Origin of the sequence: Candidatus Tisiphia endosymbiont of Xenochironomus xenolabis (assembly GCF_964264705.1) — a bacterium.
Taxonomy (GTDB): domain Bacteria; phylum Pseudomonadota; class Alphaproteobacteria; order Rickettsiales; family Rickettsiaceae; genus Tisiphia.
Genome location: NZ_OZ183473.1, coordinates 603,258 through 627,202 on the forward strand (window position 1 = coordinate 603,258; position 23,945 = coordinate 627,202).

Genomic DNA, 23,945 nt, shown 5'->3' on the forward strand with positions numbered 1-23,945 from the left:
AAATTTATAAAAGTTTAAGCCTTATAATAAACTAATACCTTACTTCTGCACAAAGATCAATACTTTAAACAATAGTCCCATTTTATTGGGAGCAATTAGTCTATCAACTTGTTTTGCTATGATATTTGCCTCTATAATAGGTAATTTACTTTGTAAAATTTGACTTCGTAATAATATACCATTGCTAATTAAGAAATCACGTTGAGTTATTGATCCATACACATTTATTCCTATATTTCTACCTACTGTCTTTAAGGCATAAAAGTCAACATGGGCTGACAAATCGGCTTCTCCTAAAGTTTCAAGTAGTGGGTAATATTTATGATTTTTTATCGCTTGTAAAGTAGGGTTGTATTGGTTACGCGTCCTCTTTATTGGATCTATATCATAACCGTAATCGATAATTAAGCTAGCCCCACCGAATTGCATTATATGCTTACTGATAAATTTTACGATTTCTAACGATTTAGGTGATTCTTCTATTACTGCTCCATCATGTGCGTTTGAGTGTTCTTGCAGTAAATAACGCTGTAACTCCTTACTAACCTCTATCTTATCGAATTTAATCTTACCATCAGCTGGGTCAATAATAAGTGTTAGCTCGTACCAAAGCTTTTTGCTTTTAATATACTGCTTAATTGGCATAGCATCAAAAAATTCATTAGCTATTATAATAGAAGGAATTTTAGATATATATTGTATGGATTTATAGTGTTTGATAGGGAGACCTGTTAACTTTAGGTTTGTTTTTTGTTTTTTGATAAAATGAGGATTAATATCAATTAATTCTATAGAGAGAGATTGGTAAAATTCTGGAACTAATTTAGCAACATTTAGCAAATCTCGCATTAACACTCCCTGCCCAGGACCCAATTCGACTAAATTAGTTTTCTGTGGGCAACCCATTTTATACCATTGGTCAATAGTCCATAAAGCTATCATTTCACCAAAAAGCTGAGAAATTTCTGGAGCTGTTGTAAAATCTCCTAAGCAACCCAACTTATCTTGTTTTTGGTAATAGGAAGAAGGGGTTACAGATGTTACTTGGAGCATCATTTCATCAAGCTTAATACTACCATTTTGCTCAATAAGTTTTCTTATTTTGGAGTCGACTGGCATTTAATTCGTATTATTAAATAAATCCCCATTATTAGCATAGGTAGTGATAAAAATTGCCCTATAGTTACATTGTTAAAAATAAGACTTGCATAGCAATCTTCTGGCTCACGAAACATTTCTATAATAATTCGAAATACCGAATAGAATATTAGAAATATAGCAGAATTCAAACTATAGATTTTTATGCTTTTATATTTAAAAGTGGTGTACGCTAGAATTAAGAATAATACAATTCCTTCAAAAAATGCCTCATAAAGTTGACTGGGATGTCTTAGTTGTAGATCGCTATTTGGAAAAATCATTCCCCATGGCATTGTAGTCACTCTGCCATATAATTCCCCATTAATAAAATTGGCTATTCTACCTAAAAATAAACCGATAGGACCAACTGTAGCTACTATATCACCTAAACAAAAGAATTTAATTTTATATTTGCGGCAGAAAAAATAGCATGATAGGGCTATACCAATAATACCACCATGAAAGGACATACCGCCTTCATAGGTTTTGAAAATGGCAATAGGGTTAAAAAAATATTTAATAGGGTCATATAGTAACACGTGACCTAATCTAGCACCTATTACGATGCCCAAAGTAACCCAAGTAATAAAATTTTCGAAAATTTCCGTGGTAATACTAAGTTTGAATTTTTTTATAATGTTGTAAGCATAGAACCACCCAACTAGTATACCCAAAACGTAAGCCATGGAGTACCAATAAACGGTAAATGGTCCGATAGAAAAAATAACAGGATTGATATTTGGAAAGAGCATAAGTTTATTATATACACAGACTTTATCGATTGCAAGTAGTAGTAGGAAAAAATGTTAGGTGTTATTAGACCCATAGCAATAATACAATTTTTATTATATAAGTATTACAACAGCATAAAAACGTCATTACGAGAAGTGTGTGAATATTTTTTATAAAATATTCATAATAACACTTAGTGCCCATTATAATTGTTGTATACTATATGAATTGGGTAGAAAAATAATTATTCTTATCCCAAATTAATGTTATTTATCGTTAACGTAATAGCCATCAGAAAGGTTAGTTTATATGCTAGTACAATATTTATTGGATCTTTATCATGAAGACAATCAAGAAATTTTAATGTTAATAATTATGATAGTTTCAATCATTCCATTGATTATTTTTATTAAGACAATAATATTTTCAATGTTTGAAAACTATATTAATCAATGGCATCCTGATTATCAGAAAATATTTAAAAAATATTCTATATACACATATTTATTACATACATTACTAGCTTTATACCTTATATTTTGGGATAATATCTTACAGACATTTCCTACTTTATCTTGGATGATTAGCATCAAGAATGTTGTGATAATACTCTATACAGGTAGTTTCGTTACAATGCTAATCCTATCTCTTATCGATGCTTTTGCGGATATTTATCGAAGCAGACTGACAATTTCCATCCAATCATATTTAAGTTTATACACTCAAATATTAAAGATACTTATTATCTCGGTTGCTACCATTATCATTATTTCCAACATTTTGAATGTTTCTCTTAGTGCATTTTTTACTAGCTTGGGAGCAGCAGCAGCGTTGTTAACCTTTCTATTTAAGGATACGGTTGTGGCTTTGCTAGCAAGCTTACAACTAATTTCGCAAGATATAATACGAATTGGTGATTTTGTTAGTATTAGTCAGTATAATGTTGAAGGTACCGTAGAGAAAATTACTATTACATTAGTTAGAATTAGGAATAATGATCAGACTATTTCAACAATACCGACATCTAGTCTTTTAACGACTAATGTAGTGAACTCACGTGGTATAACTGACTCAATGGCAAAAAGGATTCAGGGAGCAATCTGTATTGACACAAACAGTATTTTGTCGGTTTCGACTATAGCATTTATACAAGAGTTAAAAAAATCACCATATTTGCTAAAGGAAGTAATGGATAAAGTGGATTTGAAACAGCTAGATGATTATGTAACAAATATCAAGATATTTAGGCTATATATAAAAGAATATTTGAAAAATCACCCGATGATCTATCAACAAAATTTCACCTTTCTGGTGCGTCAGTTGACTCCAACCCCTAATGGTCTGCCAATAGAGTTATGTGTCTTTACCCATGAAACGAGGAAGGGGCTATTTGAAGATATCCAATCAGATATTTTTGATCATTTGATGACGGTGCTACCTGATCTCAAATTAAAAATATTTCAAAATAGTAATAATTAAAACTGGATATAATAATGACTTTAGAAACCAAATTTAATTTAGCTTCTGCCTACCAAATTCTTGCAATTCTGGGCTTCGATGATCATACATATACCCATCTATCTGCAAGACCTAAAGGAGCTGACTATTACTATATTTATCCTTTTGGGTTAAGGTTTGAGGAAGTAACTAGCGATAATTTACTGCAAGTTAGTTTAGATGGAACAATTATAAAGGGCAATGAATATAATTATAGTAAAACCGGCTACGTTACTCACGGTAATATATACAAAGAAAGGTCGGATATTTTATCTATCTTTCATCTGCATACTCCAGCAATTGTTGCTGTATCATCTATGCGAGTAGGATTGACGCCAATAAGTCAGTGGGCACTACATTTTTATGAAAAACTATCTTATCATGAGTATAACTCTCTTATACTGACCTCCAATCAAACTAGTAAAATACTAGACGATCTTGGGCAGAATTATGTTATGTTTCTACGTAATCACGGAATATTAGCTTGTGGCAGGACAATACATGAAGCGATGTTTTATACTTATCATTTAGAGCAAGCATGTAAAACCCAATGTTTAGCATGTTCAACAAATCAGGAGTTAATCATACCATCTCCAGAAACTTGCAAGAAATCAGTGCAAGATTTATTGTCATTTGAGGAAGATTTAGGCAAACGTGACTGGATAGCTTGGCTTAATTTGCTCAAGACGGCTAGGAAAAATTTTTAACAGGTTTATGGTATAGTACCGACATTTTTTATTCATCATAAGAAAATAGCAAAAAAACCGTGAACGCTTACAATATTTACTGTTTTTATATGAGGTAGCCCTGTGTTAAAATTAGCCTTTACATCTCATTATGATTGATGTAATATAAAATTGCTATTTTTGTAGCTATAGTAATAAACATAATTTAGAATAGAGGTTGCGGACCCGGGGGCGGTACCCGGCGCTTCCACCAAATAAGTTGTAGTATATTTTGTAAGCGAAACTTTATGGGGGCGAAATAGGATCGACGTGCTTAATAAAAAAATTATCTTTACTCGGTATAATTCCGCCGGACCTTGTGTCTTTGGGTTAAAAAAAGAAACGCAAATGATAATGAACGTTTCGTAGGAAATCAAGCACTAGCTGCTTAATCCTACGCGGTTGGGGGCTTAACCGGGCAACAGAAAAAGCCCCACTAATAGTAATTATGTTGGATTGACCGTTAGTTTATAAGTGCAGAACAGAAGATTATAGAATTAATTAGTTATTGCAGGTAGCCTCCAAAGTGTTATTTTCTTTATTTATTTTATAACTATGAACAACTCATATCAACAATTTCTTAATGAATGTATGTTGGAATTTGTAAAAAAGATTCTTACAAGAGTTCGTGCGGATAAGTTGCAGATGGATCAAATCTTGTATATTTCTTATAGAACTGACAATCCTGCCGTGGTCTTATCTTCTAGGATAAAAGCACGCTATCCAAAAGAAATAACTATAGTAATGCAATATCAATTTGAAGATTTAACCGTAGGAATCAATGGCTTTTCCATAACAGTTAGTTTTGATGGTATCAAAGAAACGATTAATGTACCATTTGATTCTCTGATCAGTTTTGTTGATCCTAATAGTGGTTATAGCCTAAAATTTAAGCCAGAAGCAATCAAATCTAATCAATTATCGGACGCAAAACAAAGAGAAACAATCAAGGGGAGTGTTGATTCTAGCAGTAAATCTAATTCAGCAGATAATATAATAGTTTTGGATAAGTTTCGGAAACCCCGTAAACCAGTATAGATATACTCAAATGATTTGAAGAATTGGAGCTTAAAATAAGAGGTGATCACATGAGTACCACGTCGTTTTATGGAACAGATTCACAGAATCATTTGAGTTTACCTAAAGTTATCATATATACTGATGGAGCTTGCTCAGGTAATCCTGGACCAGGCGGCTGGGGGGCGTTGTTACAATTTAATGGAGTTTGTAAGGAGATATTTGGTCATGAGCTACACACTACTAATAATCGCATGGAAATGACAGCAGCAATTGAAGCGTTAAAAGTTCTTAAAAAATCATGCTGTGTAGAACTTTATACAGATAGTAAGTATTTACAGCTTGGAATAACTCAGTGGATTAACAGCTGGATAAAAAATAACTGGCATAAAAACAACAATTATCCTATCAAGAATGTTGATTTATGGAAAAAATTGTACGACGAACTAGGTAAACACTCTATTATCTGGAATTGGGTTAAAGGTCATGGTAATAATAAGGGAAATCAGATAGCCGATAGTCTGGCTGTTAAGGGAAAAGAAACTGCCATAAAAATGCTCAAATGTCATTCATAGATAATTTTTTTATATCTATTTTCTCTAAGGAAATTGGGAAAGATCAATTTGGTAACAAATATTATGAAAGTAAAAAGCTTGATTATTTAGGTCAAGCTAGAAGACAGGTGGTTTATAAAGGTAAAGTAGAAGCATCAAAAGTTCCCTCTATGTGGCATGCTTGGCTGCACTATATGATCAATGAAGTGCCAATCAATAATGATAAATTCGACTGGCAACAAGATTATCTTCCTAATATCACTGGTACTAGCTTGTCGCATAAGATAGTAAAAAATAAGACAACCAAAGCCGAATATAGTAGGTGGCAACCTTTAGGTGAATCAAAATAATGAAACAGAATGTTATAGAAACTTTAGTTGGCTTTATAGTAATATTAGTTGCTATAGGTTTTTTTATTTTTGCTTATAAAATTGGCAACTCATCAAGAGTTGAATCTGGGTATATGCTTAAAGCAAATTTTCAAAATGCTGAAGGGATAGTCAGGGGAAGTGATGTGATGTTAGCTGGTGTAAAAATCGGATCAGTAATTGATATAACTTTAGATAAGACTAGTTTTTTTGCCTTATTAACGATTTGCATCAATAACGATATAAAGTTACCTAAAGACACTAGTATAGCAATAGTTACAGGTGGAATACTTGGTAGTAGATATATATCCGTAACTCCAGGTTCATCTGAAGAGAATTTGGCGATAGGTGAGCAGATAAAATACACTCAGTCGGCGGTTAATATTGAATCCTTGATAGGTAAATTAATTTATTCCTTTGGTAAAAAATAAATAATATTAAAAATCCTATTAGTGTACATTGCAAATTAGTGTATAATTGTAGTGACAAGGATTATTATATTAACTAGTTAGGGAATAAAAAATAAGCAATATCGCAAAAATAATGAAAACAGTTATTAGTGGAGCAAAAAAATCTGCTATATTTTATAGATATAACAGATTTTGCCATAACTTGTTATATCGAATTCAGGTTATATTACAAAATGAAATAAGTTATAATCACAATGTTTAAATTAGCGAATGTATTAAATATACTAAAATCACCTACTAATCCCACGATAGAACCCAAAAATGTTCAGTCTGGTAACTCTGTTAAAATTACTAGGAATTGGTACGAAGAAAGATCTGATAAAATCATTGTACAGCGTAATATCTTGTTGGTAATATCTATATTACTGATACTTTTAGTAATGGCATCTATAGCAGCGGTAACTATAGTAATAAATTCAAGAGAGTTTAGCCCTTTTGTTATCCAAATTGATAATAGTACAGGTATGGCAACGATTGTTAATCCAATATCTTCGGAGATATTAAGTGGCAATGATGCTCTTTCAAGATATTTTATTAAAAAATATTTAATAGCTAGGGAAACATATAATCCTGTTGATTTTGATACTGAAGCACGTAGAAGGGTTAGGTTGTTATCTTCAAATTCAGTATATTATAACTATCTTGGCTACATAAAAAATAAAGATATAGATCCAGTTTTAATTTATGGTCAAAATAACACAACTTTCTTACTAATTAAATCTTGGTCAAAATTACAAGGAAATTTACAAGAAAATAAAAATAAATATATGATTAGGTTTTCTATTAATGAAACAGCAGGTGATAGAAAGGTTTTTAATAAAATAGCTGTAGTAAGTTTCTCCTATATTCCAATGGAATTAACAGATGCAGACCGAGATATTAATCCAGTAGGATTTCAAATTAATGAGTACAGGGTAGATGATGATAATAGCTAGACTTCTTTTTTCAATAATAATATTATTGCATTCGGTTATTGTCAATGCTTATACAGGTAATATGCATATAGATAATGATTTAGATGATCTAGCCATAACTACTGATAACAGAATTAAAACTTATATACATAATCCTAATGAGGTTTATTTATTAGTTCTACATTTTGGGTTTCAGTCAAGTATAGAATTTGCCAAAAATGAGGAAATACAAAATATTGTTCTAGGAGAGTCATATGCTTGGAAAATGACTCCGTTGGCAAATAGATTGTTCATTAAGCCGTTGGAAAAAAACATTAGAACAAATATGACTATAATAACGAATAAAAGAACTTACCAATTCGATGTTGTATCTAAAGAATTGGAAGAAGGACGTGAAAAGGATTTGGTGTATGTAGTTAGGTTTTATTATCCTAAGAAAACCTTTAGTACTACACAATAAATTTATTGTTAGCTCTAATCTACATTTTAGACGATTTTTTTATAAATTGATATTAATTTAACATGGCAGAACAAGATAATACTACTTTTCAATCTGGTACAGAGGAACAAGACGTACCAGAAGTTCAAAATGAACTGTCAAAAGTTGCAACTAATCCTAAGCAAAGTATTGTGATTTTGCTTGCCATTTCTGCTGTTTTTATATTTATTTTTTTTAAACTTTTTCTTAGTGATAATAAACAATCTGAGGTGGTAGTAGCTCCGTCAGCACCTACTGATATTACTAAACCGACACAAGATAACTCTAAAAATATACCAGAAATTCCAAAATTACCAGAAGCACCTAAGCTGGAAGCACCTGTGGAGCGTCCACCACCACCTCCTCAACAACTTCTCTCCCCTAAAGTTACTGAACCAACAGTTCCTTTACCACCTCCTTCAGGAGATAGTAATGCTGACAAAGCTACTCTTCCTTCCGTTACGCCAACAGCTCTTCCTGGGAAATTAACTGAAAGTGAGGAGGAAAAGAACCGTCGTGAAGCAAAGAGAAAATCTGCTATAGTATTAATTGCAGGAGTTCCAGAGAAAAAAACACCGGATCAAATTGCCGAAGAAGCAAATTTCCAAGATCGTGGGGATATGGCATTTGTTCTGGCTCGTGGTAAGATAATGGAAGCGGTATTAGAGAGTGCTATTAATACTGATTTTGGTGGAGAGATAAGAGCAATAATTAGCAGAGATGTATTCTCTGAAAAGGAGAAGATTATTTTAATTCCTAAAGGGTCAAAGATTTTTGGTGTTTATGCAACTGGTACTGATGGAGCGTATGGTCGAATTTCCATAATATGGAATCGTATTGATCTATCAAGCGGTTATACAATTAATTTAGATGCTTTGGCTGTTGATAATCTTGGAAGACCAGGCGAACAAGGAAGAGTAGATAATAAATTTAAAGAGCGGTTAACCAATGCTGTATTATCATCAGCATTTAATATTGTACTTGCCAATGCTCTTGACAAGGTGGTAGCTCCGCCAGTTAATGCACAAGCTACTGCTGCTAATACTGCTATCGCTGTTAATATACAGAATTTGGCACAAAGTATTAATAATAGTTCTGGTACTGAGGATGTTAAAATTGCACAGATATGTACTAATGTGATGAATGCCATTACTGATAAAAGCTCAACGGCATATATTTCAATGATGCAGGCTTGTAATACTGCTCGTAATCCAACTGGTTCGCAACCTGGTCAAAGACTTATAGCATTAATGAGTGCAGTAACTAGTGCAGCAGCTAGTTTGTTATCTAGTACAACAAATGCTAGCACTCCAACTCAGGCACAAGCAGCTTCAAAACAAGCATTTACTGATGTTAGCAATACTGTGAAAGATATGATGAAGCAACAGGCATTTAAACCAACTATTACCATAGATCAAGGTACGTTAATAAAAATTTATGTTAATAAAGATTATAAATTTCCTCAAGCTGTACTAAGAAAATCAAGATTAATAAAATGAGTGATAATTTTGCGGCATTAGAGACTTTTCTATTACCATTTAAAGAATTATTCGCAGAAGATGGTATTAATGAGATAATGGTAAACAAACCAGGAGAAGTATGGATTGAAAAGAAAGGAGATCAATTTTGTAAATTGGTACCTGAGCTTGATTTTGAACATCTTATATCACTTGGTAGGTTGGTAGCTCAGTCAACTGATCAGATAATTTCCGAAGAAAGACCTTTACTTTCCGCCTCATTACCCAATGGTTACCGTATCCAAGTAGTATTTCCTCCTGCTTGTGAACCGGGTTATGTTGGCTATGCTATCAGGAAAGGTAGTGCAATGAGTCTTACGCTAGATCAATATGACAAGATGGGAGCTTTTGATTCAACATCTACAGGGGAATTGATTGACGAGAATGAAGAAATCTTAAACAACTATCTGAAAGAAAATAAAATTAAAGAATTTATTCGGCATGCGGTAATTTCTAAGAAAAATATTATTATTAGTGGTGGAACATCAACTGGTAAAACAACCTTTACTAACGCTGCCTTAGCAGAAATTCCAAGTAGTGAGCGATTAATTACTGTGGAAGATGCACGAGAGGTAATTCTAACAAGCCATCCTAATAAATTACATCTCCTAGCTTCAAAAGGGGGGCAAGGTCGTGCAAAAGTCACTACTCAGGATTTGATTGAGGCGTGTTTACGTCTAAGACCTGATAGAATTATTGTCGGTGAACTTAGGGGGGCTGAAGCATTTAGTTTTTTACGAGCCATTAATACAGGGCATCCTGGTTCTATATCTACTTTACATGCTGATACACCAGCCATGGCTATAGAACAACTTAAGTTAATGGTTATGCAAGCTAGTTTAGGTATGCCACCGGATGAGGTAAAAAAATATATATTAGCGGTCGTCGATATTGTGGTACAATTAAAGCGAGGTAGTGGCGGTAAAAGATATGTCTCAGAAATATACTATAGTAAGAATAGGCAAGGCTAACGATGGAATGGCATAAAATACAAAAACTTACTCGTAACATTTTAGGGCATGCTATAATACACCCATTGGTAATATTTTGTACGATATGGGTAAGTGGAGCGATAGTTGCATTTATTACTAACGAAACTAGAGCCCTAAATATTGACTTAGTAGCCATAGACATAGCTTATAAGTGGTCTTATTGGCTAGTTAGTGTGTGGTCACAATTAACTCTCCAAGCATATAATTACTTAAAAATTAAGTTAATATTAGCTCTGACTATGCCAACAATTATAGTTATCATATTCTATTGGAAAAATTTTAAAAGAATAAAAAGTTTACAATTTTTTACTCAGCCAGAGAAAGTTTATGGTGATGCTAGTTGGGCTACTGAAGATGATATAAGTAGAGCTAATTTACGTGCAAAACATGGTATGTTACTTGGTACTAATAGTGGTGGGTATTTTGTTGCTGATGGGTTTCAACATGCTTTACTTTTCGCCCCAACCGGTTCAGGTAAAGGTGTAGGATTTGTAATTCCCAATTTATTATTTTGGGAACATTCTATGATAGTGCATGATATTAAGCTAGAGAATCATGGTTTTACAAGTGGTTGGCGGCAAAAACAAGGGCAACGTGTATTTGTTTGGGAACCATCAAATCCTGATGGGATAACTCATTGCTACAATCCGATAGATTGGGTAAGTACCAAACCAGGTCAAATGGTGGATGACGTACAAAAAATCTCAAATCTGATTATGCCTGAAAAAGATTTTTGGAATAATGAGGCACGTAGTTTATTTCTCGGTGTGGTACTATACTTAATTGCTGATCCGACAAAAACTAAATCTTTTGGTGAAGTGGTGAGAACAATGCGTAGTGATGACGTAGTGTATAATTTAGCAGTAGTTCTAGATACTTTAGGCAAAGTAATACATCCTGTTGCCTATATGAATATAGCAGCATTTTTACAAAAAGCAGATAAAGAACGTTCAGGTGTTATCTCAACAATGAACTCCTCCTTAGAATTATGGGCAAATCCCCTTATTGATGCTGCTACTGCCTCATCTGACTTTAATATACTTGAGTTTAAAAAGATTAAAACAACAGTGTATGTTGGTCTAACTCCTGATAACATACAACGTTTGCAAAAACTGATGCAGGTTTTTTACCAGCAAGCTACAGAATTTTTAAGTCGTAAAATGCCTGATCTAAAAGAAGAGCCTTATGGGGTGATGTTTTTACTTGATGAATTCCCTACTTTAGGAAAAATGGAAACATTTAAAGCTGGTATTGCATTCTTCAGGGGATATAGAGTTCGCCTATTCTTGATTATCCAAGATACTCAACAGCTCAAAGGAACTTATGAGGATGCTGGTATGAATTCGTTTCTGTCAAATTCTACATATCGTATTACTTTTGCAGCTAATAACTATGAAACAGCTAACTTAATATCTCAGCTAGTTGGTAATAAAACAGTTGAACAACGATCTTATAGTAAACCAATATTTTTTGATCTTAATATTTCAACAAGAACGCAGAATGTATCACAAGTTTCAAGAGCTCTGCTTTTACCTCAAGAAGTAATTCAACTGCCAAAAGATGAACAAATCGTTTTAATTGAATCTTTCCCGCCTATAAAATCTTTAAAAATTAAGTATTATGAAGATAAGTTCTTTACAAATAGATTATTACCCCCTACATTTGTTCCAACTCAAAAACCTTATGATCCAAATAAAAATAATGTAGATGAGGATCAAGAAAATACAGATTCTACCACTAAAGAAGATTAATTTTGTAAGTAAGAAGTAAGATAAATCTCTATGCGTTCAGCTATTATTGATATTGGTTATAATGCCGTGAGAGCTGTAGTTTATGAATGTGATAGGCTTGGAGCTCCAGAAATTTTTAATGATAAATTTAAAAGTGATATTATTAATTTACTTAATCTAGATAACATAGACATAAAGCATCAAGCATATTTGTCGTTACAATATTTGGTACATATTTTTGATAGGTTATCAGTAACAGATGTTAAATGCGTTGCTACTGCTGTACTTAGAGGACATCCAAGAGCGGAAGAGTTTAGGGAGATAGTTAAGGGAAAATTTAATATTGATATTGAAATTATTTCTGGTGACCGCGAGGCTTATCTTACAGCTACCGGATTAATTTCTGGTATTAATGATGCCTGTGGTATAGTAGCAGACTTAGGTGGTGGTAGTCTTGAGCTTGTTCAAATTAAAGACAGAAAGGTTGGTATCTTAAAGTCTTTACCTTTAGGTACTGGTATAATCGCTAATAATCACTTTGATGATATTGATATAATTAGTCAAATGATCAAGAAAGAATTTGAAGAATTACATTGCCAAAACTTATACTTAATAGGAGGAGCTTTAAGATTAATGGGGCGTTCTTATATGGAGTTTGTTCATTACCCTCTTAAAAACTTACATAACCTTGAAATAAACAGTAAGGAATTTGAGCTGTATCTTGAAAGATTGGCTAATTCTATCAGTGAGAAAAAGCAATACAAGTCAAAAATTCATGGTAATGCAATTTTAGTGGCACAATCTATGTTAAATGTCTTTTCACCAGAAAAGGTAATAATTTCAAATTATGGTTTAAAAGAAGGTGTTAGATTTGATTGCCTTCCTGAAGAAGAACAGCAAAAAGATATTATTTATGAACGAATCAAGACATTAGTAAATTTTGACGAGGCTACTTGCAATATCAAAAATTATACAGAAGTTATTAGACCTATCTTAATTCAACCAGATACCACAACAATTAGTATAATTGCTTTGGTCGTAATGCTTGCACAATATAATAAGAATATTGATAGAACACTGCGTTCTAATTTTATTGTTGAATTTATTCTAGCTTCAGATATTCCTTTTAGTCATCGTCAACGGTTAATGCTGAGTAACGCTCTTGCACTTAGCTATGCATCCAAAAGTGATACATATATTAATAGGCTGGCAAAAAGAATGATTTCTCAGTATGATTATTGTAACAGTTATATAATGGGTAATTTTATAAAAATTGCTAGAGAGGTTGATGGACCAAGATTTCAGTCACCATCTTTTTCTTTTGAATTAAAAGATGATAAATATATTGAAATTTCTACACTAAATATTTTACCAAAACAAGTTTTTGCAAAACTGTGTGAACGTTTGAAAGCTATAGGTTTAGCACGAAAGAATATTTGTTGAATTTCTAAGTAACTTATCTAATACTAAATTAACTTATAAAAAACTTTAACTTTCTAGAATATGGCACAAGAAGCAATTAGAGTACCTGAAATACAGGAAAAGAATTATAGTTTTAGTGAATTTGTGAATAAATTGCCTTGTCAAAAACAAGAACATAATATCTTAAAAAATAGTTTTGATTTAAATAATCAAGCAATTCTATTTGAAGGTGATTGTATGAAATTATTAAAACAGATTTCAGATAACAGTATAAATTTAATAATAACATCACCGCCATATAACATAGGTAAGGAATACGAAAAAAAATTAGATATTAATAAATATTATAATTGGCAAAAAGAAGTCATTAATGAGTGTTATAGAGTGCTAAAAGATGATGGACATATTTGTTGGCAGGTTGGTAATTATGTGGAAAATGGAGAAGTAATACCTTTAGATATTTTATTATATCCTATATTCTCAGAATTAAAAATGAAAATGAGAAATAGGGTTATTTGGCATTTTGGACATGGATTACATGCTTCAAAAAGATTCTCTGGAAGACACGAAACTATTATGTGGTTTAGTAAAACTGACAATTATTACTTTGACTTAGATGCTGTTAGGATACCTCAAAAATATCCTAATAAAAAATATTTTAAAGGTAACAAAAAAGGGGAATTGTCTTGCAATCCAAAAGGTAAGAACCCATCAGATGTTTGGGATATTCCAAATGTAAAAAGTAATCATATAGAAAAAACGGAACACCCGTGTCAATTTCCCGTCGGTTTAGTTGAAAGGTTGATTTTATCAATGACCAAAAAAAATGATATTGTTTTAGATCCTTTTGTTGGTTCTGGTAGTTCTTTTGTTGCAAGTCTAAAAAATTCCAGAAAATGTATAGGTGCAGAAATAGATAAAAAATATGTAAATATTTCAAGAAAAAGAATTAAAGAAACATTAAACGGAATTATTAGGGTTAGAGAAATGAATAAACCCGTCTATGAACCTGAAACAGTATAATATGAAAATAGTTTATGAATATTCTCATCTTGGGGGAAGATAAATTTTACAAGTTGATTATCCTAAAATTTTTCAAGAAGTTCATGAATCAATAAAAGCGATAAATGACATAAAGAAAAATAAGGTCAGCCAAGAGAAAACAAGCAAAGGAAAAATGCTTTATTCGCCAAAAGAATTAAATAATGCTTTTTCTCATATTTTTTTAATGAAGATAAGGCTGATGTAGGGCTAGAAATAGTACCATGTCATAGTTTACAACAACAAATGTCAATAGGTGTCTCTTATGGAGAACAATTTGTTTACGATATTGAGTAATTAAAAAGACATTTTCCTTCTGTGCCTGTCTATGTAATTCTGGTTGATATAGGGGAAGTAAATATATAATCACCAAAATTACTATAAATTTGGATTGCTTCGTCGCAACTAAAGTGGTTTCCCACAATGACGTTTACACCATTGCTGACAAAATATTTTTGGGTAATATAAGATACTGAACAAGAAATTATGATAAAATGTACTCGCAAAATTGAATTTGATGCAGCTCATAGGGTGATCGGGCATAAGAATAAATGTCAATTTTTACACGGTCATCGTTATGTCCTTGAAGTTACCGCTGTATCTGATGTTACCAATAATCTTGGTATGGTGGTAGATTTCAGTTACCTAAAATCAGTAATAAAAAACTGGATAGATGATAATTTTGATCATAATATTATATTACATCAAAATGATAAAGAGATAGGAGATAAAATATGTGATTGGACTGGTCAGAAAATATATTATATGCAACAAAATCCAACAGCAGAGAATATAGCGTTGCACTTAAAGTTGGATATTTTGCCACTATTGTTTACTAATAGTTCCTTTTTTATTACAAAAGTCAAATTATTTGAAACACCTAATTGCTTTGTTGAGGTATAAGTGGTACAAAGATGTTGTGTAATTTTAACTACGACCGATGACCAGCAAGTAGTAGACAAACTAACCATTAGTTTGTTGGAAGCAAATCTAGCTGCTTGCATACAAGTAGACAATATAGTCAGCTATTTTAAATGGGAAGGTAAGATATCTTCTGTACCAGAATTTCGTATTGTAGTAAAAGCCAAGTCTGATAACTACAATGCAATAGAAAAGATGATTATTGATATACACAATTATGATCTTCCTCAAATAATAAAGCTCGACATTCAAGATGGGCTACCGGCGTACTTAAACTGGGTAACTCAAAGTATCTAATTTTAAGAGAGTGTTTATTAGAATTAAGATTTACTCAATTATGGTAAAAAGAGTTGTAATTAGTTAGTACAGCTAGTTTTTATTATAGACATTCACCTGAAATCAGCAAAATAAGTTTAAAACACTCTTTAATTTAATTAAGTATAATAATGAAATTATGGAAAAAAGTTACATTGGGGTTAATCTTAGGTATAGTGTTTGGTATATATTTTCCTGAATATGTATCTTACATAAAACCGCTAGGAGATATTTTCCTGCGTTTGATAAAAATGATTATTGCTCCTTTAATATTTTTTAGTTTAGTAGCGGGTATAACTAGTATGAATGACCCTGCTTCTCTTGGTAGAGTAGGGTTAAAGGCGGTTGCAGCTTTCTTAGGCACGACCTTCTTTGCCGTAGTTTTTGGTATTACAGTTGCTCTTATATTAAAGCCAGGGCATGGTGTACATATTAACTTTGATGTTGCACAAACTATACCGCAAGAAAAATCCTTTAACATACTTAACTTTTTTGTAAGTATTGTGCCTGAGAATGTAGTAGGTTCATTTGCCAATTCTAATGTTTTACAAATTGTATTCTTTGCAATATTTTTTGGACTTGTGATAAATAAAATGGGTATTAGTGCTGAACCAATTAAGAATTTATTTCATATATTATCAAAAGTGGTGTTAAAAATGATCTCAATGATCATTCAGCTTTCTCCATATGGTGCATTTGCTTTAACGGCTTGGATAGTTGGTACTCAGGGCTTTGATGTAATGATTAGTTTGTCCAAATTAGTTGTTGCGGTAGTTATTGCTATGATATGTCAATATGGTATTTTTGGCATGTTAATTTATCTATTCTGTCGAATATCACCATTACCTTTTTATAGAAAAAGTCTAGAATATCAAGTGCTTGCCTTTTCTACTTCTAGTAGTAAAGCAACGCTTGCTACTACTATGCAAGTTTGTCGTGAACGACTAGGTATATCTGAATCTAGCACTTCTTTTGTATTACCACTTGGTGCATCGATAAACATGGATGGGTTTGCAATAAATTTAGCTCTTACCACTATATTCTTTGCCCAAATGATGGGTGTAGATTTAGCATTGCATGATTATTTAGTAATCATTATTACCTCAACTCTCGGGTCTATAGGTGGAGCTGGCATTCCTGGAGCTTCTTTAATAATGCTACCTATGGTACTGTCTTCGATCAATTTACCGATTGAAGGGGTTGCTATAATCGCTGGAATTGATAGGATATTAGATATGTTACGTACGACCATTAATATTACAGGGGATGCAACAATTACCTTGATTATCGATAATAGTGAAGGTACTCTGGATAAAGATACATATAACTCAATATAATTAGAATTTTGGTATTAGTGGACAATAAAAATATGATATAGTAACATGATGGTTAACCCGAGAAGGTGTTAGCAATAGTAAATTGGCATCATTATGAAAAAATGAAGGATATATGAAAGTAGAAAATGTTGAACTAAAAATAGGAGATAAAACCTTTAATTTACCAATCAAAAGAGCCTCAATCGGTCAAGATGTTATTGATGTTAGCAGTATATATTCATTAACAGGCTATTTCACTTACGATCCTGGATTTATGTCTACAGCAGCTTGTAAATCAGCTATGACATATATAGATGGTGATCAGGGGATATTGAGATATCGGGGATATGATATTAAAACATTAGCAGAAAGAAGTAATTTCTTAGAGGTATCCTATTTGCTATTAAATGGTGAATTGCCGACTATTGATCAATATAAATCTTTCTCTCAGAAAATTACTTATCATTCTTTGATTAATGAGCAGCTTAGAAATTTATTTATGGCGTTTTGTCCATCAGATCATCCTATGGCAATTATGTTGGCTGTGGTTGGTTCTTTATCTGCATTCTATCCAGATTTTCTAAATGTAGAAGAAAATGAGCGTGAGTTGATTGCTATTAGAATGATCGCCAAAATGCCAACTATTGCGGCAATGGCATATAAATATTCAATAGGACAGCCTTTTATCTATCCTGATAATAGTCTAGATTTTACTGAAAATTTTCTCTATATGATGTTTTCAACCCCTTGTGAAAAATATAAGGTAAATCAGGTAGTAAAGAATGCCTTGGATAAAATATTCATCCTTCATGCTGATCACGAGCAGAATGCCTCCACTTCAACAGTACGTTTAGCCGGGTCGTCCGGAGCTAATCCATTTGCTTGTATCAGTACTGGCATAGCTTCTTTATGGGGACCAGCCCATGGTGGAGCTAATGAGGCAGTAATTAACATGTTGAAAGAGATTGGCACCATAAACCGTATTCCGGAATATATCGCACGGGCAAAAGATAAAAATGATCCATTTCGATTAATGGGTTTTGGTCACCGAGTTTATAAAAGTTATGATCCAAGAGCAATTGTACTTAGAGAAACTTGCAAAGAAGTATTAGATGAGTTAGGGAACCGTAATAACCCCTTATTACAAATTGCTACTGAGCTTGAAAAAATTGCTCTCAATGACCAATATTTTATCGATCGCAAGCTTTATCCGAATGTTGATTTTTATTCTGGTATTATTTATCAGGCTATGGGTATACCATCACAGATGTTTACAGTATTGTTTGCTATGGCAAGAACTGTCGGCTGGATGGGGCAATGGAAAGAGATGCATGAAGATCCAGAACAAAAAATTAGCAGACCTCGGCAATTATATACTGGGTATGTACAAAGAGAATTTATGCCTTTTGATAAAAGATAGCTAAAAAATAAGGTAGCTTTATTTATATGAAAAAACAATACTCTACAAAACATAAATACCCTGCAAAACAGAAGCATTCTGCAGAAACGTCTACAAATACTAGCTTATCAGCTAGCAGCTCAGCAGGTAATATTAGTATAAAACAAAAACACTTTGAGCAATTAGAAAAAATTTTACTTATACCTTTAAAGGATTTTATATCTTTACAGTTTATACATGGTCATGGTGAATCTACTATGGGAGATTTTATAGTCGAACATATTTTACGTTCCCTCGGGGCAGCTGATATAACTAATGAAAAAAAAATAAAATATGTAAATATTATCGAGCAATTCTTATTAAGTTCTGTTCAAAAAATAGATGAGACTGCAAAAATCTTTCAACTATGTGGGACGATATTATATAAGCTTATATCCACTCGTGAGCATTTAAAGATAAAGAAAGACGAGAACAGTGTTATCAAATATTTAGTGAATAGTGAAGCTCTTGGTAAGAATTTATTTAATCCTAACAGATTAACCAATGATGAACTAACATTACTGGATTTGGTTGAATCTTTACATGGTCAATTAAACATTAACTCAGATATAAAGAAAAACAAAGAATTAATTCAATTTTTGAAAGACAAAGGTGCTAAGAGTTCTTTAGAAATAACACAAAACCCTAATAAAGCAGATTACGATAAAAATGTAGAGAAATTTAAAAAAAAATTAGAAGAAGATTCGTCTACATCCATGAGAAAATCAGAAGGATATTTATGTATAGCCAAGAAAGTGAGTGTGTTAGCAGAAGATTTAGGGACGTCAGCAGAACTTTTAGACTGTTTGGATGCTATCTTAAATTACAAAACAGATGATATTCCTCGATGTATGAGATTATTTTCTCCCAAGACTAATGATGAATGTTATGAGCTTCATGTTGTAAATGCATTTCTAAGGGAATGTTATAAAGATACAGATATTGATAATTACATAAAAATAATACGTTCTATTGTCAAAGATATACCATCAGATTTCTTGAAGCGGGTTTACTATGAAGAGTTAGGTGAAGAGTTAATAAAGCGATATAATAAAAATGGGATATTAACAAAAACAGATGAAGATTCATTAGATAATTATACTAGAGAAATAGTTGCATTACATACTAAGGATAATAGTAGTCTAATAATTGACAATAGTATGAAACACCATGCTTATAGTCTACGACTTAATTACTGTAAGCATAAGAACGACTTAAAAGAAACAATTGAAGTATCATTAGAATTAATGAAATATGCTAATAGTACTCAGATAGAGGAGGATTTGTATGGTTTATTAATGGCTCTATATAATATGAAAAGTGGTCCATTTAAAAATCGTACCCTTGATTATTTAGTTAAAGAATTTAAATTATCTGGTGAAGCTCTAGAAATATTTATAGAACTGTTTTCATATCATCCTTCTGAACAATTTGTTAAAAAGATACAGGAAAATCTAAAAATAATTGATCAAGCTTTTTCAGAACAAAGCCCAAGAATTCATACAACTATTACAAAATTCTTAAATGCATTCATTATGCAAACAGGAAAGTGTAGTGTTAACGCTATGCAGGAGATAATTAATGACCCGAATTTTGAGAGTACCACGTCTGAGAGTTCCTTAAGGATTTTAGGTTGTTTAAAAAATTGGTCTAAAAATGAGATAGAACAAATAAATTATCAAAAAGTTTTAGATAAGCTCCGAAACAATTATCATCTAGAGAAAGATCCTATAACTAACATAAAAGTGGCAGAATTATATTTAGCTATTGAAAACTTAGATCAAACTAAAAATCATTTAGATACCGCAACAAAATTGTTAAAACCCTATAAATTCAAACAGTTTGAATATGAAATAGAACCTGAAGTTTACCTTTATGAGGTTAAATTAGGTTTGATGTTAAAGGCATTTGCAGATAAGAATAAAGATTTTCTAAAAGTGAACTGGGGTTATATTAAAGAAACATACAATGCGTGTAATGCCATAAAGGGAAAATTTTTCAGTTACTATAAAAACATACTTGATATATGTCAGTATTATCTATTATCAAGAGATACTACAATAGATCCAAAATTAGGAGAAAAACTTAAAAACATTATTCGTAACATCACTGAAGATGATGAAGTTACTTTTGCTTTAGAAATTATCAATCAAACTATTAGTGAAGAACAACGTATTAAAGAACAACATATTAGTGAAGAACAACAGGTTGTAATTCCGGCTAGTGAGCATATTGAGGCATCTAATTATGCTTCAAAAGAATACAGCTCTGAAGAAAAGTCTGAAACTAAAGCAAATAATACTGCTACTACTCAAGAAGATTCCTTATACAAAGAAAGTTTTGTTACAAAATGTTTAAACCACTGGACAATTATACATAAATATTATCAAAACCTTAAAAAGAGTACTCAACCCTTTCATGATAAGATTTCTGATCTTCATCAAGAAAATTATCAAATTTGGCACATTCCTGACAAGGTATCATATACAACAAAGAATAAAGATATTGTTAGTATTAGTAAGAAACACCATAATATTTATGCTATGATTGCCCCTAATCTGCTAGATTCATTAGAGGACTCTACACGGAAAGCATTTATCAATGCTTTAACTAAAGGTATAGTAAAAAATTATACTAATAGTGGGATTAAAATATTAGAAAAATATTTTCCAGAACTTAAAATAAATGAAGATACTAGGTTATGGGCAAGCAAAATTTATGAGAACAATAATGGTGCTGTTTTAATAGAATTTGATCACAAAACTAACCATGCTGGTATAAGAAAGGCATTTAAGTCTAATGCTATTAATGTTATAAAAGTTTCTGGTGCAGGTTATCATACACAGGAAGAAGACTCTACTTTAAATGTTCCTCAAGAAAGTCATCCTAACATTGAAGATTATCCTAGCCCATATGATGAAGTAAGCTGTATTGGAGAAGAATCATAAGAGTTAGCTAAAAGTTGTATAGCACCTAGGCTCTTATATCCTAAAATATTCTATATCAAATCCCAAAAATTAATTTGAGGAATTGCTATTACTCGGATTAAAAAGAAAATTAAATTCTTTCCAGCTATCGTAACGCTGAGGGTCTAGATTATTAATAGGGCTTGCTTGCCATACTGCCCTCATTGCACTGTCAGATAGAGCGTCACAAGCTGTTTTCGTTATATTTGGACATATTGTTTCTTTTACTTTTACTTCTTTAACACTACCATCTTTATTTAAAGCAATATACAAAATTACCCTTAACTGCTCAAGATTTTGTATCCCAATAGGCTTACTCCATAATCTCTCTATTTGTTGCTTAATTAAAGATATTTCACTGATAGAAAGAGCTAACGTGTCATCGTATGAACCTTTCGATTCCTGAGTTTCTTTATTTTCTTTGGCTCTTGCTTGTTTATTTGACTTTGCATTAGAGCCTTCAGATGATTGCTCTAAATTTTTAAGCAAAGAATCTAAGTCGCTCTTATTAGGAATTTTCTTTTTTTTCTCAATTGGCTTCTTTACTTCTGTAGGCTTTTTCACTTCTGTAGGTTTCTTCTCTTCTATAGCCTTCTTTTTCTCGATAATAGGTTTTTCTTCTGTAGGCTTTTTCACTTCTGTAGGTTTCTTCTCTTCTATGGCCTTCTTTTTTTCGATAATAGGTTTTTCTTCTAGAGGCTTTTCTTCTTCAATAATAGGCTTTTCTATAGGCTTTTTTTCCTCAATAATAGGCTTCTCTTCAATGGACTTCTTCTCTTCTACCGGTTTGTCTTCTACCAATTTCTTTTCTTCAACAGCCTTCTCTACAGGTTTTTTCTCTTCTACATAGTCAGGTTTACTTTGCTCTACCTTTTTTGCATCTTGATTCTCTATAGCTTTTTCAGGCTGTTTAGTTTTATTGGGTACATTAGATTGATTACTAATCGGTAACATTTCAAAAACTATTACTTGCTCTTCAGGAAGCTTTTTAAACAATGATGGTAGACCAAATAAAAAGAAATAAATTATTAGTAAATGAAGTACTACCGAGCAAATAAAAGAGACAGAAACAATATTATTATTTTTCATTATATTTAATATTTGAAACTAGTGCTACTTTAGAAAAGCCAGCTGCATGGATTTCAGCTACAACACTAACTACCTCACCATAGGATACATTTTTATCTCCTCTTACAAAAATTCTAGTATCTTTTTTTTCTTTTGTAATATTAGTTAGCTTGCTAGCCAAATTTTGTCTTTCTATTTTAGATTCTAATAAATATAATTCTCCTTTATTGTTAATACTAATCACTAACGGCTCATCTTGTCCTGATAGTGGGCTAGAAGTTGTTTCTGGTAAATCAACATTAATACCTGATACTAGCATTGGAGAGGTTATCATAAAGATAATTAACAATACTAGCATAACATCAACGAGTGGTGTAACGTTAATCTCGCTGACTAAATTACTTCTTGCTCTTTGATTACCTAAGTTGCGTAATTGTATTGCCATTACATTTTTCCTTCATCTATAGCTCTTGATAATATAGAACTAAGCTCATTAATAAAATCATCGATTTTGTTGTTAATCTTAATTATTTGCGAGGAAAGGTAATTATAAAAAATCACTGCCGGAATTGCCGCAAATAAGCCAATTGCCGTTGCAAGTAGAGCTTCTGCAATACCAGGGGCGACAACAGCAAGTGAGGTGTTTTTTGATGCTGCAATAGACTGAAAACTATGCATAATTCCCCAGACAGTACCCAACAATCCTATGAATGGTGTACTAGAAGCAACAGTTGCCAAAAAACCTAAATTTTGTTCTAATCTTTCAATTTCACGATTTCTGATCAAATACATAGATTGTATTATTCGCTCTTTATGACTAATTTTAAGTGCATCAGTGAGGTTTTTGGAACTTTGACGGTTACATTCATTCATCGCGGCTACAAAAACTGCAGCAAGAGGATTATTGATTGTTCTTTTGGTAGTTTCATATAATTGGTCTAAAACTGTTCCAGACCAAAAAGTAACTTCAAAAACTGCAATCTTCCTTCTTACCTGAATTAAATGGAGTATCTTATCTATAATAATAGTCCATGCCCAGATTGAGGCAATTACTAAAATTATCATAACAGATTTTCCGATGATATCAGATGACGATATCAGAGAAAAAATTGATGAACCACTTTGTGCTGTAATTTCTACAACATCATTAATATTGTTATTTGTGCTCATTGTTGCCATTATATATTATTTAAAATGTTATTTTGAATAACTATATACAAAATCCCTGATAGGTACAATAAACTGTTTAACTTTATATAATTAAGTGCTAATAATATAGCAAATATTGCTAATATTCAAATGATTTGATATTAGTGTTAACGCG

General features: G+C 32.0%; 23 protein-coding genes and 1 other RNA gene. 19 read left to right on the forward strand and 5 right to left on the reverse strand.

Annotation, left to right across the window (positions count from 1 at the left end):
- Window positions 1–39: 39 nt before the first annotated feature.
- Together ACFELY_RS03000 and lgt are read right to left on the reverse strand one after the other, a co-directional pair.
- Window positions 40–1,119, reverse strand: a complete 1,080-nt coding sequence (locus tag ACFELY_RS03000) for a class I SAM-dependent methyltransferase (RefSeq protein ID WP_375333596.1) — start codon at window positions 1,117–1,119, stop codon at window positions 40–42.
- Entirely contained in the window at window positions 1,098–1,892 is a 795-nt protein-coding gene (lgt, locus tag ACFELY_RS03005; protein ID WP_341759595.1) for a prolipoprotein diacylglyceryl transferase, read from the reverse strand. The genes ACFELY_RS03000 and lgt overlap by 22 nt, the downstream gene beginning before the upstream one ends.
- 289 nt (window positions 1,893–2,181) lie before the next feature.
- Between lgt and ACFELY_RS03010 the strand changes: the two genes are divergently transcribed.
- From ACFELY_RS03010 to ACFELY_RS03100, 19 genes are all read left to right on the forward strand, one after another.
- Entirely contained in the window at window positions 2,182–3,351 is a 1,170-nt protein-coding gene (locus ACFELY_RS03010) for a mechanosensitive ion channel family protein (protein WP_375333597.1), read from the forward strand.
- A gap of 14 nt (window positions 3,352–3,365) precedes the next feature.
- Complete coding sequence (locus ACFELY_RS03015; RefSeq protein ID WP_375333598.1) at window positions 3,366–4,076, forward strand: class II aldolase/adducin family protein; 711 nt, start codon at window positions 3,366–3,368, stop codon at window positions 4,074–4,076.
- Window positions 4,077–4,189: 113 nt separating this feature from the next.
- Window positions 4,190–4,532: a transfer-messenger RNA gene (gene ssrA / locus ACFELY_RS03020) on the forward strand.
- Between the two features lie 117 nt (window positions 4,533–4,649).
- The gene (locus ACFELY_RS03025) at window positions 4,650–5,132 is read left to right on the forward strand and encodes a ClpXP protease specificity-enhancing factor SspB (RefSeq protein ID WP_341759591.1); all 483 of its coding nucleotides are present in this window, start codon (window positions 4,650–4,652) and stop codon (window positions 5,130–5,132) included.
- A 50-nt stretch (window positions 5,133–5,182) separates the two neighbouring features.
- Window positions 5,183–5,686: a ribonuclease HI gene (gene rnhA / locus ACFELY_RS03030; RefSeq protein WP_375333599.1), complete on the forward strand. Its 504-nt coding sequence runs from the start codon at window positions 5,183–5,185 to the stop codon at window positions 5,684–5,686.
- Window positions 5,674–6,015, forward strand: a complete 342-nt coding sequence (locus tag ACFELY_RS03035) for an NADH-ubiquinone oxidoreductase subunit NDUFA12 family protein (protein ID WP_375333600.1) — start codon at window positions 5,674–5,676, stop codon at window positions 6,013–6,015. The genes rnhA and ACFELY_RS03035 overlap by 13 nt, the downstream gene beginning before the upstream one ends.
- Window positions 6,015–6,464, forward strand: coding sequence for an outer membrane lipid asymmetry maintenance protein MlaD (gene mlaD / locus ACFELY_RS03040; RefSeq protein ID WP_341759588.1), 450 nt, complete (start codon window positions 6,015–6,017; stop codon window positions 6,462–6,464). Before ACFELY_RS03035 ends, mlaD begins: the two co-directional genes overlap by 1 nt.
- Window positions 6,465–6,697: 233 nt before the next feature.
- Entirely contained in the window at window positions 6,698–7,438 is a 741-nt protein-coding gene (locus ACFELY_RS03045; RefSeq protein WP_375333601.1) for a virB8 family protein, read from the forward strand.
- A 61-nt stretch (window positions 7,439–7,499) separates the two neighbouring features.
- A complete protein-coding gene (locus ACFELY_RS03050; RefSeq protein WP_410521665.1) occupies window positions 7,500–7,877 on the forward strand; it encodes a TrbG/VirB9 family P-type conjugative transfer protein in 378 nt (125 codons plus the stop codon).
- Between the two features lie 62 nt (window positions 7,878–7,939).
- Complete coding sequence (locus tag ACFELY_RS03055) at window positions 7,940–9,394, forward strand: TrbI/VirB10 family protein (RefSeq protein WP_375333602.1); 1,455 nt, start codon at window positions 7,940–7,942, stop codon at window positions 9,392–9,394.
- Entirely contained in the window at window positions 9,391–10,383 is a 993-nt protein-coding gene (gene virB11 / locus ACFELY_RS03060; protein ID WP_375333603.1) for a P-type DNA transfer ATPase VirB11, read from the forward strand. Before ACFELY_RS03055 ends, virB11 begins: the two co-directional genes overlap by 4 nt.
- A 2-nt stretch (window positions 10,384–10,385) precedes the next feature.
- Window positions 10,386–12,155 carry a type IV secretory system conjugative DNA transfer family protein gene (locus tag ACFELY_RS03065; RefSeq protein ID WP_375333604.1) on the forward strand — a complete coding sequence of 590 codons (1,770 nt, stop codon included), beginning with the start codon at window positions 10,386–10,388 and terminating at the stop codon, window positions 12,153–12,155.
- A gap of 30 nt (window positions 12,156–12,185) precedes the next feature.
- The gene (locus ACFELY_RS03070) at window positions 12,186–13,577 is read left to right on the forward strand and encodes a Ppx/GppA family phosphatase (RefSeq protein ID WP_375333605.1); all 1,392 of its coding nucleotides are present in this window, start codon (window positions 12,186–12,188) and stop codon (window positions 13,575–13,577) included.
- A gap of 60 nt (window positions 13,578–13,637) precedes the next feature.
- Window positions 13,638–14,579, forward strand: coding sequence for a DNA-methyltransferase (locus ACFELY_RS03075; RefSeq protein ID WP_341759582.1), 942 nt, complete (start codon window positions 13,638–13,640; stop codon window positions 14,577–14,579).
- 504 nt (window positions 14,580–15,083) lie between these two features.
- Complete coding sequence (locus ACFELY_RS03080) at window positions 15,084–15,500, forward strand: 6-pyruvoyl trahydropterin synthase family protein (protein WP_375333606.1); 417 nt, start codon at window positions 15,084–15,086, stop codon at window positions 15,498–15,500.
- Window positions 15,501–15,815 (forward strand): divalent-cation tolerance protein CutA, encoded by a 315-nt coding sequence (gene cutA, locus ACFELY_RS03085; protein ID WP_094648709.1) that lies wholly within the window; start codon window positions 15,501–15,503, stop codon window positions 15,813–15,815.
- Between the two features lie 149 nt (window positions 15,816–15,964).
- A complete protein-coding gene (locus ACFELY_RS03090) occupies window positions 15,965–17,170 on the forward strand; it encodes a dicarboxylate/amino acid:cation symporter (RefSeq protein WP_341748633.1) in 1,206 nt (401 codons plus the stop codon).
- A 112-nt stretch (window positions 17,171–17,282) separates the two neighbouring features.
- On the forward strand, window positions 17,283–18,569 hold the full coding sequence (locus ACFELY_RS03095) for a citrate synthase (RefSeq protein WP_341759578.1): 1,287 nt from the start codon (window positions 17,283–17,285) through the stop codon (window positions 18,567–18,569).
- Window positions 18,570–18,595: 26 nt separating this feature from the next.
- Window positions 18,596–21,535 carry a hypothetical protein gene (locus ACFELY_RS03100; protein ID WP_375333607.1) on the forward strand — a complete coding sequence of 980 codons (2,940 nt, stop codon included), beginning with the start codon at window positions 18,596–18,598 and terminating at the stop codon, window positions 21,533–21,535.
- A 69-nt stretch (window positions 21,536–21,604) separates the two neighbouring features.
- Here ACFELY_RS03100 and ACFELY_RS03105 read toward each other — a convergent pair whose 3' ends face one another.
- Genes ACFELY_RS03105 through tolQ form a run of 3 tightly spaced genes read right to left on the reverse strand, consistent with a single transcriptional unit; the run spans window position 21,605 to window position 23,791 of the window.
- Entirely contained in the window at window positions 21,605–22,642 is a 1,038-nt protein-coding gene (locus ACFELY_RS03105; RefSeq protein WP_375333608.1) for an energy transducer TonB, read from the reverse strand.
- Window positions 22,632–23,066 (reverse strand): protein TolR, encoded by a 435-nt coding sequence (gene tolR, locus ACFELY_RS03110; protein WP_094649070.1) that lies wholly within the window; start codon window positions 23,064–23,066, stop codon window positions 22,632–22,634. The genes ACFELY_RS03105 and tolR overlap by 11 nt, the downstream gene beginning before the upstream one ends.
- Window positions 23,066–23,791, reverse strand: coding sequence for a protein TolQ (gene tolQ / locus ACFELY_RS03115; protein ID WP_375333609.1), 726 nt, complete (start codon window positions 23,789–23,791; stop codon window positions 23,066–23,068). Before tolQ ends, tolR begins: the two co-directional genes overlap by 1 nt.
- Between the last annotated feature and the right edge of the window lie 154 nt (window positions 23,792–23,945).

What these genes read in the sequence shown, in the direction of transcription:
- ACFELY_RS03025 (WP_341759591.1), top strand. Translation starts at nt 4,650, where the DNA reads ATGAACAACTCATATCAACAATTTCTTAATGAATGTATGTTGGAATTT.
- virB11 (WP_375333603.1), top strand. Translation starts at nt 9,391, where the DNA reads ATGAGTGATAATTTTGCGGCATTAGAGACTTTTCTATTACCATTTAAA.
- ACFELY_RS03065 (WP_375333604.1), top strand. Translation starts at nt 10,386, where the DNA reads ATGGAATGGCATAAAATACAAAAACTTACTCGTAACATTTTAGGGCAT.
- tolR (WP_094649070.1), bottom strand. Translation starts at nt 23,066, where the DNA reads ATGGCAATACAATTACGCAACTTAGGTAATCAAAGAGCAAGAAGTAAT.
- ACFELY_RS03075 (WP_341759582.1), top strand. Translation starts at nt 13,638, where the DNA reads ATGGCACAAGAAGCAATTAGAGTACCTGAAATACAGGAAAAGAATTAT.
- ACFELY_RS03015 (WP_375333598.1), top strand. Translation starts at nt 3,366, where the DNA reads ATGACTTTAGAAACCAAATTTAATTTAGCTTCTGCCTACCAAATTCTT.
- ACFELY_RS03105 (WP_375333608.1), bottom strand. Translation starts at nt 22,642, where the DNA reads ATGAAAAATAATAATATTGTTTCTGTCTCTTTTATTTGCTCGGTAGTA.
- ACFELY_RS03010 (WP_375333597.1), top strand. Translation starts at nt 2,182, where the DNA reads ATGCTAGTACAATATTTATTGGATCTTTATCATGAAGACAATCAAGAA.
- lgt (WP_341759595.1), bottom strand. Translation starts at nt 1,892, where the DNA reads ATGCTCTTTCCAAATATCAATCCTGTTATTTTTTCTATCGGACCATTT.
- ACFELY_RS03100 (WP_375333607.1), top strand. Translation starts at nt 18,596, where the DNA reads ATGAAAAAACAATACTCTACAAAACATAAATACCCTGCAAAACAGAAG.
- ACFELY_RS03070 (WP_375333605.1), top strand. Translation starts at nt 12,186, where the DNA reads ATGCGTTCAGCTATTATTGATATTGGTTATAATGCCGTGAGAGCTGTA.
- ACFELY_RS03080 (WP_375333606.1), top strand. Translation starts at nt 15,084, where the DNA reads ATGATAAAATGTACTCGCAAAATTGAATTTGATGCAGCTCATAGGGTG.
- ACFELY_RS03095 (WP_341759578.1), top strand. Translation starts at nt 17,283, where the DNA reads ATGAAAGTAGAAAATGTTGAACTAAAAATAGGAGATAAAACCTTTAAT.
- tolQ (WP_375333609.1), bottom strand. Translation starts at nt 23,791, where the DNA reads ATGAGCACAAATAACAATATTAATGATGTTGTAGAAATTACAGCACAA.
- rnhA (WP_375333599.1), top strand. Translation starts at nt 5,183, where the DNA reads ATGAGTACCACGTCGTTTTATGGAACAGATTCACAGAATCATTTGAGT.
- ACFELY_RS03045 (WP_375333601.1), top strand. Translation starts at nt 6,698, where the DNA reads ATGTTTAAATTAGCGAATGTATTAAATATACTAAAATCACCTACTAAT.
- ACFELY_RS03000 (WP_375333596.1), bottom strand. Translation starts at nt 1,119, where the DNA reads ATGCCAGTCGACTCCAAAATAAGAAAACTTATTGAGCAAAATGGTAGT.
- ACFELY_RS03055 (WP_375333602.1), top strand. Translation starts at nt 7,940, where the DNA reads ATGGCAGAACAAGATAATACTACTTTTCAATCTGGTACAGAGGAACAA.
- ACFELY_RS03090 (WP_341748633.1), top strand. Translation starts at nt 15,965, where the DNA reads ATGAAATTATGGAAAAAAGTTACATTGGGGTTAATCTTAGGTATAGTG.
- ACFELY_RS03050 (WP_410521665.1), top strand. Translation starts at nt 7,500, where the DNA reads ATGCATATAGATAATGATTTAGATGATCTAGCCATAACTACTGATAAC.
- ACFELY_RS03035 (WP_375333600.1), top strand. Translation starts at nt 5,674, where the DNA reads ATGTCATTCATAGATAATTTTTTTATATCTATTTTCTCTAAGGAAATT.
- mlaD (WP_341759588.1), top strand. Translation starts at nt 6,015, where the DNA reads ATGAAACAGAATGTTATAGAAACTTTAGTTGGCTTTATAGTAATATTA.